Raw genomic sequence first — 11,696 nt, forward strand, 5'->3', positions numbered from 1 at the left:
CTTTCTACCGCTATACTGTTCGGCTTGTTGAGTTTTCTCCGCCTCAGTGCTTCAGGTGCTTCATTCTTCTTCGTCGAGATAGGGTTTCTATGGCTGGAAATGCGCAGCAGCAGTCACGTCTGAAGGAGTTGATCGCGCGCGGCAAGGAACAGGGCTACCTGACCTATGCCGAGGTCAACGACCATCTACCCGAGGATATCGCCGACCCGGATCAGGTGGAAGACATCATCGGCATGATCAACGACATGGGCATCAGCGTCGTCGAGGAAGCTCCCGACGAGGATACCCTGATGATGTCCGATCACTCCACCGACGAGTCGGCCGCCGAGGAAGCCGTGGCGGCGCTGGCGGCGGTGGAGAGCGATGTCGGCCGGACCACCGACCCGGTGCGCATGTACATGCGCGAGATGGGAACCGTGGAGCTGCTGACCCGCGAGGGCGAGATCGAGATCGCCAAGCGCATCGAGGAGGGCACGCGCGAGGTGATGTCGGCGCTGGCCTACCTGCCCGGCGCAGTGGAGTCCATCCTCGGGGCCTATGATGCCACCCAGGACGAAGAGGCGCCCGGGCGGCTGTCCGACCTCTTCTCCGGCTTCATCGATCCCGACGAGGGCATTCCCGGCGTGGCCGAGGCGGAGGTTCCCGAGCCCGAGGTCAGTGACGATCTCGACGGCGACGAGGACGGCGATGATGACGCCGAGGACGACGACACCAGCAGCAGCGAGGGGGGGCCGGATCCCGAAGAAGCCAGGGCGCGCTTCGAGCAGATCCGCGAGCAGAATGCCCTGGTGCAGGCCGCCATCGAGAAGCACGGTCGCCGTTCCCCTGAGGCCCTTGCCGAGCAGGCGCGTCTGGCCGAGCTGTTCTCGCCGATCAAGCTGGTGCCCAAGCATTTCGAGCGGCTGGTCAATCAGGTTCGCATCAGCGTCGAGCAGGTGCGCGCCCAGGAGAAGGCCGTGATGCAGCTCTGCGTCAAGAAGGCCCGGGTGCCGCGCAAGACCTTCATCAAGGCGTTCCCCGGCAGCGAGTCCCGCCCGGAGTGGCTGGACGACTTCGCCGCCGCGAACCCGAAGTATGCCGACCGCCTCGAGCCGCTGCGCGGGGACATCCAGCGTGCCCAGCGCAAGATCGCCTTCGAGGAGGAGATGGTCCAGCTGCCGGTGACCGAGATCAAGGAGGTCAACCGTCGCCTTTCCATCGGCGAGGCCAAGGCGCGCCGGGCCAAGAAGGAGATGGTCGAGGCCAACCTGCGCCTGGTGATCTCCATCGCCAAGAAGTACACCAACCGCGGCCTGCAGTTCCTGGACCTGATCCAGGAGGGCAACATCGGCCTGATGAAGGCGGTGGACAAGTTCGAATACCGTCGCGGCTACAAGTTCTCCACCTATGCCACCTGGTGGATCCGTCAGGCGATCACCCGCTCGATCGCCGACCAGGCGCGGACCATCCGCATCCCGGTGCACATGATCGAGACCATCAACAAGCTCAACCGCGTGTCGCGACAGATGCTCCAGGAGATGGGGCGAGAGCCGACACCGGAAGAGCTCGGCGAGCGTCTCGAGATGCCCGAGGACAAGGTGCGCAAGGTGCTCAAGATCGCCAAGGAGCCGATCTCCATGGAGACGCCCATCGGTGACGACGACGATTCGCACCTGGGTGACTTCATCGAGGATGGCAGCATCCTGCTGCCCGTCGACTCGGCCACCGGCGAGGGGCTGATCGAGGCCACCCGCAACGTGCTCGGCGGCCTCACCGCCCGCGAGGCCAAGGTGCTGCGCATGCGCTTCGGCATCGACATGAACACCGACCACACCCTCGAGGAGGTCGGCAAGCAGTTCGACGTCACCCGTGAGCGGATTCGCCAGATCGAGGCCAAGGCGCTGCGCAAGCTGCGCCACCCCAGCCGTTCGGAGCCGTTGCGTTCCTTCCTCGACGAGTGAGCCTGGGCCCCGTATCAACGACAACGCCCGCGGCCTTGGCCGCGGGCGTTGTCGTTTCGGCCACCTCGATGGCTAGCTTGGGCCACCTCGATGGCTAGCTTGCCTGTCTAGCCAGCGTCCAGCGCCGGGCCAGCAGGGCCAGTTCGATCACCGCGATCAGGATCAGTGCGTAGCCGAACAGCTCCACCACCTCCTCGGCGGCATCCTTGAAGGTGCGCGCATAGTGCTCCTCGAGCACCGCTTCCCAGAAGGCGCTGCGTCCGTAGAGCCGCGAGAAGACATAGGTGGCGAGCACGCCGGCGGCGAACAGGCCGAACGAGAAGCTGTTGGCATAGGCGGCGAATTCGGCCAGGAAGCGTCGCCGTGCGCGGATCACCAGGTAGAGGCTCGGCACGACCACCAGGGTCACCAGCAGCTGCCAGGCGCCGTCGAAGACATGGTTGTCGAGGAAGGCGTCCTGCTCGCGGATCAGCGAACTGAAGATGAAGGCGAACATCAGCAGGGTGACGGTGGGCAGTTGCCTCAGCACCTGACGGGTATAGAGCAACAGCGCCGAGGCGATCGCCAGTAGCCCGCTCTGGGCCAGCTCGATGAAGCCGCGCTCCGAGAAGCGTGCCTCAGGGAAGTGGAGTGCCTCGAGGAAGGCCCCCTGGGCCAGGGCGGCGATCAGCAGGATATAGAGGGTGGCGCGCAGGCAGGTGGCGGCGAAGCCGATCGGCCAGGGCTGGCCGGGAGGCAGCTCGTGGGGCATCTGGGAGTTCCGCGGTGACAATGGCATGCAATGTTGTATCGTATTGTATCGTCATCGTGCCACGCTGCCTATGGCCGCGTTCAGTCCGGCGCGGCGGTGCGTCTCGCTTCCTCGACGATCCAGTCGTGCACCGCCAGCACCCGGCGGTCGTCCAGGGCCCCCTGGGCATGCACGATGCCGTAATGCATGCCGGTGGCCACCCGCTGCGGGAAGGGGGCGATCAGGGTGCCGCTGCCGAGCTCGCCGCTGATCAGGGTCTGGCGGGCGATGGCCACGCCCATGCCGGCGGTGGCGGCCTCCATGATCAGCTGGTTGCGGTTGAAGGTGTAGCCACGGCGCACATTGACATGGGCCGCCTCGATGGCCTGCAGATAGTGCTCCCACTCGGCGTAGTCGTGGCTGCCGCGCCAGGCCGTGACGTCATGCAGCAACGGGTACCAGGCCAGGTCCTCGGGCCGGCGCAGTGGCGGGCGGCCGCGCAGCAGGGCGGGGGAGCAGACCGGGAAGATCCGCTCCTCCATCAGCGGCGTGATCGAGAAGCCGGGGTAGTGGCCGTCGTTGAGATCGATGGCCAGGTCGAAGTCGCCGTCACGCAGCGAGATGTTGCTGTCCTCGGCGATCACGTGCAGTTCGATGTCGGGAAAGCGTGCCTGCAGGCGCGGCAGTCGCGGCATCAGCCACCGGGCGAGGAAGGAGGGCACCGAGCGCAGGCGGATGATGCCGCTCATCACCCCGGAGCGCAGCCGCTTCACCTCGAGGCCCACCGCCTGGTAGGCCTGGTCCACCACCGCCGCCAGGCGCATGCCCTCCTCGGTGAGCTCCAGCTGGCGCGGGCGGCGCCGGAACAGCTTGAAGCCCAGGCGCTCCTCCAGCTGCTTGATCTGCTGGCTCACCGCGCCGGTGGTCACATGGAGCTCCTCGGCGGCCCGGGTGAAGGAGAGGTGGCGGGCACTGATCGCGAAGACCTTCAGCCAGGCGTGGGTCTGGGCATTGAGATGGCGGCTCATGGTTCAGCTCTGCTAAATTCAGGACGAGATATTATCGATTGTGCTGGTTTGCAGGAGCGTTGAACATAGCGCAGATGCCTCGTCGAGGCATCTGTCATGCGCGATGCGGAAGCGGGATGATTTAGCCAGGCTCATGTATCGTGAAAACATTGTCTTGATGGCGACGGTCGGTGTCGCCCTGGAGCAAGCGAGATGTCCATCAGCGTGTTCGACCTGTTCAAGATCGGCGTGGGCCCGTCCAGCTCCCATACCGTGGGGCCCATGCGCGCGGCTCACGACTTCGTCGAGGAGCTGCGCGCCCGGGACCTGCTGGAGCGGGTGGCACGGATCGAGGTGCATCTCTTCGGCTCGCTCTCGGCCACCGGCATCGGCCATGGGACCGACCGGGCGGTGATCGTGGGGCTGATGGGGGAGCGCCCCGATCGCATCGACCCGGCGATCATCGGCCCCTGCATCGAAGAGCTGCTGGAATCGGGCACCCTGCTGCTGGACGGTCACCTGGCGATTCCCTTCCTCTGGGCCCGGGACATGCAGCTGCACGACGAGAGCCTGCCGCACCATCCCAATGCCATGCGCCTGATCGCCCATGGCCACACTGAGGAGCTGCATCGCAATACCTACTATTCGGTGGGTGGCGGCTTCGTGGTCGACGAGGCTCAGGCCAGCTCCGGCGAGCTGGACAGCGACAGGACGGCCCTGCCCTTCGATTTCAACTCCGCCGCCGAACTGATGGCGCTGTGCCGCATGCACGACCTGCGCATCAGCGAGCTGATGCTGGAGAACGAGAAGGCGTGGCGCAGCGAGGCCGAGGTACGCGGCGGGCTGTGGGAGATCTGGCAGGCCATGCAGGCCTGCGTGGACACCGGCCTGCACAACGAGGGCATCCTGCCCGGCGGCCTCAACGTGCGCCGGCGTGCCGCGGCGCTGCATCGTCGCCTGCTGGCCACGGAGAATGACGGCAGCCTGATCGCCTCGACCTTCTCCGCCATGGACTGGGTCAATGTCTTCGCCCTGGCGGTAAACGAGGAGAACGCCGCCGGCGGCCGCATGGTCACTGCGCCTACCAACGGGGCGGCCGGCATCATTCCCGCGGTGCTCCACTACTACATGAAGTTCCAGCCCGGCGCGGATGAGCGCGATGTGGTCGACTTCCTGCTCGCCGCCGGTGCCGTGGGCATCCTGTGCAAGAAGAACGCTTCCATCTCCGGCGCCGAGGTGGGCTGCCAGGGCGAGGTGGGCTCGGCCTGCGCCATGGCGGCGGCGGGGCTCGCCGAGGTCATGGGAGGCAGTGTGCCCCAAGTGGAGAATGCCGCCGAGATCGGCCTGGAGCACAACCTGGGACTGACCTGCGACCCGGTGGGCGGGCTGGTGCAGGTGCCCTGCATCGAGCGCAACGCCATCGCCTCGGTGAAGGCGATCAACGCCGCCCAGATGGCCCTGCGTGGCGACGGCGAGCACTTCATCTCGCTGGACAAGGTGATCCGCACCATGCGCGACACCGGGGCCGACATGCAGGAGAAGTACAAGGAGACCTCGCGCGGCGGTCTCGCGGTCAATGCCATCGAGTGCTGAGGCCGCACACCGAAACACCTTGCAGAACAACCGATGACTGCATCGCGGCGCGATGTCCTCCTGGGGCATCGCGCTTTTGTTTGGTGCGCTATTGAAGTTCCGTGTCTCTACACCATTGGTCGAGTCCGCCCATTCAACTGTTGCCGAGCGGTTTCGACTCCTCTAGCTTACGTTAACGTAAAGGTTAGAGGGTTCTCCGGGGCCGGCTCTCGCCACCGACCTGCCCCCGATGCCGGCAAGGCCAGAACAACCACAACGGCAGACAACAACGACAACAGAACCAATGGCGGATCGTCCGAGGCGATCCAGAGAGGCGACACATGACCCAGGAGTTCATACTGGAGACTCACGGGTTGACCAAGGAATTCCGCGGCTTCACCGCCGTGGACGACGTCAACCTGCAGGTCCGGGAAGGGCATATCCACGCCTTGATCGGCCCCAACGGGGCCGGCAAGACCACCGTCTTCAACCTGCTCACCAAGTTCCTGCCGCCCACCCGCGGCGAGATCCTCTACCGCGGCAAGCCGATCACCGGCCTGAAGGCCAACGAGATCGCCCGCCTGGGGCTGGTGCGCTCCTTCCAGATCTCCGCGGTGTTCGCCCACATGACCGCGCTGGAGAACGTGCGCGTGGCGCTGCAACGCAAGCTGGGCACCTCCTTCCACTTCTGGAAATCCGAGAAGAGCCTCGATCACCTCAACGACCGCGCCCTCGCGCTGCTCGACGAGGTGGGCCTGGGCGAGTACGCCGAGGTGCTCACCGTGGAGATGCCCTATGGGCGCAAGCGGGCGCTCGAGGTGGCCACCACCCTGGCCCTGGAGCCCACCCTGATGCTGCTCGACGAGCCCACCCAGGGCATGGGCGCCGAGGACGTCGACCGCATCGTCGAGCTGATCCGGCGGGTCTCGAAGGGGCGCACCGTGCTGATGGTGGAACACAACCTCAGCGTGGTCAGCCGGCTGTGCGACCGCATCACCGTGCTGGCCCGCGGCGCCGTGCTGGCCGAGGGCGACTACCAGAGCGTCTCCCGCGACCCGCGGGTCCGGGAGGCCTACATGGGCAGCGAGGCGGCGGAAGAGGAGGTCAGCGCATGAGCCAGGCGGCCAAGATCACCGACTATCATGACCTCGACGGCGCCGAGATGCTGCGGGTCAGCGACCTGCACGCCTTCTACGGCGAGTCGCACATCCTGCACGGCGTCGACTTCGACGTGAAGCGCGGCGAGCTGGTCACCCTGCTGGGGCGCAACGGCGCCGGGCGCAGCACCACCCTCAAGGCGATCATGAACATGGTCGGGCGGCGCACCGGCTCCATCGTAATCAACGGCACCGAGACCCTGGGCATGAAGGCCCACCGTATCCCGCGCCTGGGTATCGGCTACTGCCCGGAGGAGCGCGGCATCTTCGCCAGCCTCGACGTCGAGGAGAACCTGCTGCTGCCGCCCACGGTGCGCTCCGGTGGCATGTCGATCGATGAGATCTACGCGATGTTTCCCAACCTCCATGAGCGGCGCCGCAGCCAGGGCACCCGGCTCTCCGGCGGCGAGCAGCAGATGCTGGCCCTGGCACGCATCCTGCGCACCGGCGCCCGCATGCTGCTGCTCGACGAGATCACCGAGGGCCTGGCCCCGGTCATCGTCCAGGTGCTGGGCGAGGTGCTGGTCAAGCTCAAGGCGCGGGGCATGACCATCGTGCTGGTGGAGCAGAACTTCCGCTTCGCCGCACCGCTGGCCGATCGCCACTTCGTCATGGAGCACGGTCGCATCGTCGAGGCGATCTCGGCGGCCGAGCTGCCCTCGCGTCGCGACGACCTCAACTCGATGCTGGGGGTCTGAGCGCCGCTCGCTGCTTCCTCAGGACATCCGGCAATCACGACGGCAACGTTCGTTGCCCACCATTGCGACAACAACAAAGGCCCCCGAGGGGGCCCATGGAGACGAAGATGACTTTCCTCAGGAAGACCCTCGCCAGCGGCATCGCCTTCGCCGCCACCGCCATGATGGCCACCGGCGCCCAGGCCGAGATCAGCGACAACGAGGTACGCATCGGCTATCTCGCCGACATGTCCGGCACCTACCGTGACCTGGCCGGCCCGGGCGGTCTCGAGGCCCTCGAGATGGCCGTGGAGGACTTCGGCGGCAGCGTCAACGGCGCGCCCATCGAGGTCTTCAGCGCCGACGACCGCAACAGTGCCGACGTCGGTGCCAACACCGTGCGCGAATGGATCGACGAGCGCAACGTGGACCTGGTCGCCGGCCTGGTGGCCTCCTCGGTGACCATCGCCGTGACCAATGTGCTCGAGGAGCACAACGGCCTGGGCATCGTGTCCGGCTCAGCGGCGTCGAGCATCACCAACGAGCACTGCACCCCGAACCACATCCACTGGGTCTATGACACCTACCCGCTGGCCAACGGCACCGCCAAGGCGGTCGTGGAGCAGGGGGGCGACAGCTGGTTCCTGCTCACCGCCGACTACGCCTTCGGCCATGCCCTGGAGGGCGACGTGGAGAAGGTGGTCACCGACAACGGCGGCACCATCATCGGCAAGATTCGCCATCCGTTCCCGACCAATGATTTCTCCTCCTATATCCTCCAGGCCCAGGGGTCCGGGGCCAAGATCATCGGCCTGGCCAACGCCGGTGCCGATACCGTCAATGCCATTACCACCGCCAGCCAGTTCGGCGTGGTGCAGGGCGGCCAGCAGCTCGCCGGCCTGCTGATCTTCCTCAACGATGTCCATGCCATGGGGCTCGAGGCCACCCAGGGCCTGCTGCTGACCACCGGCTGGTACTGGGACATGGACGACGAGGCACGCGAGTGGGCCGAGCGCTATTACGAGCGCACCGCGCGCATGCCGACCATGGTCCAGGCGGGCATCTACTCCAGCACCATGCACTACCTGAAGGCCATGGAGGAGGTCGGCACCGACGATCCCATGACGGTCAAGGCGAGGATGGCAGGGACCCCGGTCAATGACTTCTTCTCCCGTAACGGTCGCATCCGCGAGGATGGCCGCATGGTCCATGACATGTATCTGGCCCAGGTGAAGTCGCCGGACGAGTCCACCGGGGAGTGGGACGTCTACGAGATCCTCGCCACCATCCCCGCCGAGGAGGCCTACCGGCCGCTTTCCGAGAGCCAGTGCGACCTGGTTCAGAACTGAGCAGAGCCCGAACCGGCGGCGGCCTCGGCCGTCGCCCCCTGACGGGAGGTCCATGCCATGACGATGATATTCGGGGTGCCGTTGGCGGTGTTCATGGGCCAGCTGATGCTGGGCCTGATCAACGGCGCCTTCTACGCCCTGCTCAGCCTCGGGCTGGCGGTGATCTTCGGCCTGCTGAAGATCGTCAACTTCGCCCATGGCGCCCAGTACATGCTCGGCGCCTTCGCCGCCCTGCTGGGCTTTCGCTACCTGGGCATCAACTACTGGGTGGCGCTGCTGCTGGTGCCCCTCGTGGTGGGGGGGCTGGGGATGGTGATCGAGCGCGTGATCCTGCGCCGGATCGCCCACCTCGACCACCTCTACGGCCTGCTGCTCACCTTCGGCCTGGCGCTGATCGCCGAGGGCACCCTGGTCAACCTCTTCGGAGTGTCGGGCTCGAGCTACCCGACGCCGGAAGCGCTGCAGGGCGGCATCAACCTGGGCTTCATGTTCCTGCCCATCTACCGCGCCTGGGTGCTGGTGGCGGCCCTGGTGGTCTGCCTGGGGACCTGGTTCATCATCGAGCGCACCCGCCTCGGGGCCTACCTGCGGGCTGGCACCGAGAACCCCGCGCTGATGCAGGCCTTCGGCGTCAACGTGCCGCTGCTGGTCACCCTGACCTACGGCTTCGGCGTGGCACTGGCTGCCTTCGCCGGGGTGCTCGCCGCGCCGCTCTACCCGGTGTCGCCCACCATGGGCTCGAGCCTGCTGATCGTGGTCTTCGCGGTGGTGGTGATCGGCGGCATGGGCTCGATCCTCGGCGCCATCATTACCGGCCTGTCCATGGGGTTGATCGAGGGGCTCACCAAGGTCTATTACCCCGAGGCCGCCAACACCGTGATCTTCCTGGTGATGATCCTGGTCCTGATGCTGCGTCCCGCGGGACTCTTCGGCAAGGAGGCATGACGACATGGCCACCACGCAAACCCTGACCCCGGCCATGGAGCGCCAGCGCAATGCCCGCCTGCGCCGTGGCCTGCTCTATCTGGTGCTGATCGCCATCGGCCTCGCGGCGCCCTTCGTCGCCTATCCGGTGTTCCTGATGAAGGTGCTGTGCTTCGCGCTGTTCGCCTGCGCCTTCAACCTGCTGCTCGGCTATGCGGGGCTGCTCTCCTTCGGCCACGCGGCCTTCCTGGCCACCGGCGGCTACGTCACCGGCTTCCTGCTGGCCAGTTACCCGGGGCTGACGCCGGAGCTGGGCATCCTGGTGGGTACCCTGGCCGCCTTGGTGCTGGGCACCCTGTTCGGGGCCCTGGCCATTCGTCGCCAGGGGATCTACTTTGCCATGGTGACCCTGGCCCTGGCGCAGCTGGTGTTCTTCGTCTTCGTCCAGTCGCCCTTCACCGGCGGCGAGGATGGCCTGCACGGCGTGCCGCGTGGCGAGCTGTTCGGCCTGATCAGCCTGCGCAGCAACCTGGCGATGTACTACTTCGTCTTCGCCGTCTTCCTGATCGGCTTCGCCATCATCCAGCGCACCGTGCACTCGCCCTATGGCCAGGTGCTCAAGGCGATCCGCGAGAACGAGCCGCGGGCGGTATCGCTGGGCTACAACGTCGACGCCTACAAGCTGGTGGCCTTCGTGCTGTCCGCGGGCCTGGCCGGCCTGGCGGGCTCCACCAAGACGGTGGTCTTCCAGCTCGCCTCGCTCACCGACGCCCACTGGCACATGTCCGGCGAGGTGATCCTGATGACCCTGCTGGGCGGGGTGGGCACCCTGTTCGGCCCGCTGGTGGGGGCCGGCCTGGTGGTCAGCCTGCAGACGCAGCTGGCGCAGTCGCCGCTGGGCAACTGGGTGAGCGTGATCCTGGGCCTGATCTTCGTGCTCTGCGTGCTGAGCTTCCGCAGCGGCATCGTCGGCGAGATCGCCAAGAGCGTGCGCAAGAACTTGAAGTGAGCCGTTCGGGCGCCCCGTGGGCGCCCTTCTTGGGGGGCCGGCGGTCAGGGCGATTGGCGCGGTGCCGGCAGCATCTCGCCGATATGCTCGACCAGGTAGTCGATGAACTGGCGTACCTTGGGCGAGCGGTGGCGGTGGCGGGGATAGACCGCCCAGACCGCGGTGTCGCTGTGGCGGTAGGCATCGAGCACCGCCACCAGGGCACCGCTATCCAGGTATTCATCGACGTAGTAGTCGGGCAGCTGGGCGAGCCCCAGCCCCTTGAGGGCGGCATCCAGCAGGGCCGGGCCGGAGTTGGCCTCCCAGGCCCCCTCGACCCGGACCTCTCGGCGCACGCCCTCGACATCGAAGCGCCAGTGGTCCCGGGAGCCGACCAGGCAGCGGTGGTGGGCCAGTTCGGCGAGCGAGTGGGGCTGCGAGATCCGGGTGAAGTAGGCCGGAGAGCCCACCACGTACTCGCGCCGCTCGCAGATCCGCCTGGCGATCAGCGTCGAGTCCTTGAGCGTGCCCATGCGGATGGCGATGTCGTAGCCTTCGTCGATGATGTCCACCTGGCGGTTGGTGAAGTGCATGCGCACCTCGAGCTGGGGGTGCTGGCAGAGGAAGTCATTGATCAGCGGCGCGATGAAGCGTTCACCGAAGGTGGTGGCCGAGGTCAGCTTGAGCACCCCGCGCGGGCGGGCCTGGAGGTCGTTGATGGCCGCCTCGGCCTCGCGGAAGCCGTCGAACAGATGGTGGCAGTGCTCATAGTAGAGGGCGCCGGCATCGGTCAGGCGGATCTGGCGCGTGGTGCGGTAGAGCAGGGTGGTACCCAACTGATTCTCCAGCTGGCTGACCAGCCGGCTGACATGGGAGTTGGAGACCTTGAGGTGGCTCGCCGCCGCCGCGAAGGTCCCCAGTCGCACCACCTCCACGAAGGCTTCGATTCGATCCCAGCGTTGCATCGGTGCTCCAGGGTGGAGGGATTATTGCTCGTTGGCAATAATGTAGTGTAGTTGGTGCAGTTTATCTCGTGCCGCCGGGTTATCTAGACTGAAAGCTGTCCTCATCACCCATGCCATCGCAGGAGAGTCACATGAAATCACGCGCCGCCGTCGCCCTGGCCGCGGGCCAGCCGCTGGAGCTGACCGAGATCGACGTCGAGGGGCCCAGGGCCGGCGAGGTGCTGGTGCGCATCGCGGCGACCAGCGTCTGCCACACCGACGCCTTCACCCTCTCCGGGGCCGACCCGGAGGGCAACTTCCCGGCGGTGCTGGGCCACGAGGGCGCCGGCATCGTCGAGGAGGTGGGCGAGGGCGTCACCAGCGTGCGCCCCGGCGACCACGTCATCC

11 protein-coding genes are annotated in these 11,696 nt (G+C 66.6%); 8 read left to right on the forward strand and 3 right to left on the reverse strand.

From position 1 onward, the window contains the following. Positions 1 to 89 precede the first annotated feature (89 nt). Positions 90 to 1,940, forward strand: coding sequence for an RNA polymerase sigma factor RpoD (gene rpoD, locus MKP05_RS13530; protein ID WP_240568742.1), 1,851 nt, complete (start codon positions 90 to 92; stop codon positions 1,938 to 1,940). A 94-nt stretch (positions 1,941 to 2,034) separates the two neighbouring features. Here rpoD and MKP05_RS13535 read toward each other — a convergent pair whose 3' ends face one another. Both MKP05_RS13535 and MKP05_RS13540 read right to left on the reverse strand, forming a co-directional pair. Then, positions 2,035 to 2,691, reverse strand: a complete 657-nt coding sequence (locus MKP05_RS13535) for a hypothetical protein (protein WP_240568743.1) — start codon at positions 2,689 to 2,691, stop codon at positions 2,035 to 2,037. An 80-nt stretch (positions 2,692 to 2,771) separates the two neighbouring features. Further along, on the reverse strand, positions 2,772 to 3,698 hold the full coding sequence (locus MKP05_RS13540; protein WP_110283315.1) for a LysR substrate-binding domain-containing protein: 927 nt from the start codon (positions 3,696 to 3,698) through the stop codon (positions 2,772 to 2,774). Positions 3,699 to 3,890: 192 nt separating this feature from the next. Between MKP05_RS13540 and MKP05_RS13545 the strand changes: the two genes are divergently transcribed. From MKP05_RS13545 to MKP05_RS13570, 6 genes are all read left to right on the forward strand, one after another. After that, positions 3,891 to 5,270 carry an L-serine ammonia-lyase gene (locus MKP05_RS13545; protein WP_240568744.1) on the forward strand — a complete coding sequence of 460 codons (1,380 nt, stop codon included), beginning with the start codon at positions 3,891 to 3,893 and terminating at the stop codon, positions 5,268 to 5,270. A gap of 320 nt (positions 5,271 to 5,590) precedes the next feature. Continuing rightward, entirely contained in the window at positions 5,591 to 6,364 is a 774-nt protein-coding gene (locus MKP05_RS13550; protein WP_240568745.1) for an ABC transporter ATP-binding protein, read from the forward strand. Further along, on the forward strand, positions 6,361 to 7,104 hold the full coding sequence (locus tag MKP05_RS13555; protein WP_240568746.1) for an ABC transporter ATP-binding protein: 744 nt from the start codon (positions 6,361 to 6,363) through the stop codon (positions 7,102 to 7,104). Before MKP05_RS13550 ends, MKP05_RS13555 begins: the two co-directional genes overlap by 4 nt. Before the next feature lie 107 nt (positions 7,105 to 7,211). Then, positions 7,212 to 8,432, forward strand: coding sequence for an ABC transporter substrate-binding protein (locus tag MKP05_RS13560; protein WP_240568748.1), 1,221 nt, complete (start codon positions 7,212 to 7,214; stop codon positions 8,430 to 8,432). A 57-nt stretch (positions 8,433 to 8,489) separates the two neighbouring features. Further along, a complete protein-coding gene (locus MKP05_RS13565) occupies positions 8,490 to 9,377 on the forward strand; it encodes a branched-chain amino acid ABC transporter permease (protein ID WP_240568749.1) in 888 nt (295 codons plus the stop codon). Between the two features lie 4 nt (positions 9,378 to 9,381). Beyond that, positions 9,382 to 10,365 (forward strand): branched-chain amino acid ABC transporter permease, encoded by a 984-nt coding sequence (locus MKP05_RS13570; RefSeq protein WP_240568750.1) that lies wholly within the window; start codon positions 9,382 to 9,384, stop codon positions 10,363 to 10,365. Between the two features lie 44 nt (positions 10,366 to 10,409). Here MKP05_RS13570 and MKP05_RS13575 read toward each other — a convergent pair whose 3' ends face one another. Continuing rightward, complete coding sequence (locus tag MKP05_RS13575; protein ID WP_240568751.1) at positions 10,410 to 11,309, reverse strand: LysR family transcriptional regulator; 900 nt, start codon at positions 11,307 to 11,309, stop codon at positions 10,410 to 10,412. A gap of 131 nt (positions 11,310 to 11,440) precedes the next feature. Here MKP05_RS13575 and MKP05_RS13580 point away from each other — a divergent pair. Further along, on the forward strand, positions 11,441 to 11,696 hold a 256-nt coding region (locus tag MKP05_RS13580), incomplete at its 3' end, for an alcohol dehydrogenase catalytic domain-containing protein (RefSeq protein ID WP_240568752.1).

Origin of the sequence: Halomonas flagellata, from assembly GCF_022487945.1 — a bacterium.
GTDB lineage: Bacteria > Pseudomonadota > Gammaproteobacteria > Pseudomonadales > Halomonadaceae > Halomonas > Halomonas flagellata.

What these genes read in the sequence shown, in the direction of transcription:
- rpoD (WP_240568742.1), top strand. Translation starts at nt 90, where the DNA reads ATGGCTGGAAATGCGCAGCAGCAGTCACGTCTGAAGGAGTTGATCGCG.
- MKP05_RS13535 (WP_240568743.1), bottom strand. Translation starts at nt 2,691, where the DNA reads ATGCCCCACGAGCTGCCTCCCGGCCAGCCCTGGCCGATCGGCTTCGCC.
- MKP05_RS13540 (WP_110283315.1), bottom strand. Translation starts at nt 3,698, where the DNA reads ATGAGCCGCCATCTCAATGCCCAGACCCACGCCTGGCTGAAGGTCTTC.
- MKP05_RS13545 (WP_240568744.1), top strand. Translation starts at nt 3,891, where the DNA reads ATGTCCATCAGCGTGTTCGACCTGTTCAAGATCGGCGTGGGCCCGTCC.
- MKP05_RS13550 (WP_240568745.1), top strand. Translation starts at nt 5,591, where the DNA reads ATGACCCAGGAGTTCATACTGGAGACTCACGGGTTGACCAAGGAATTC.
- MKP05_RS13555 (WP_240568746.1), top strand. Translation starts at nt 6,361, where the DNA reads ATGAGCCAGGCGGCCAAGATCACCGACTATCATGACCTCGACGGCGCC.
- MKP05_RS13560 (WP_240568748.1), top strand. Translation starts at nt 7,212, where the DNA reads ATGACTTTCCTCAGGAAGACCCTCGCCAGCGGCATCGCCTTCGCCGCC.
- MKP05_RS13565 (WP_240568749.1), top strand. Translation starts at nt 8,490, where the DNA reads ATGACGATGATATTCGGGGTGCCGTTGGCGGTGTTCATGGGCCAGCTG.
- MKP05_RS13570 (WP_240568750.1), top strand. Translation starts at nt 9,382, where the DNA reads ATGGCCACCACGCAAACCCTGACCCCGGCCATGGAGCGCCAGCGCAAT.
- MKP05_RS13575 (WP_240568751.1), bottom strand. Translation starts at nt 11,309, where the DNA reads ATGCAACGCTGGGATCGAATCGAAGCCTTCGTGGAGGTGGTGCGACTG.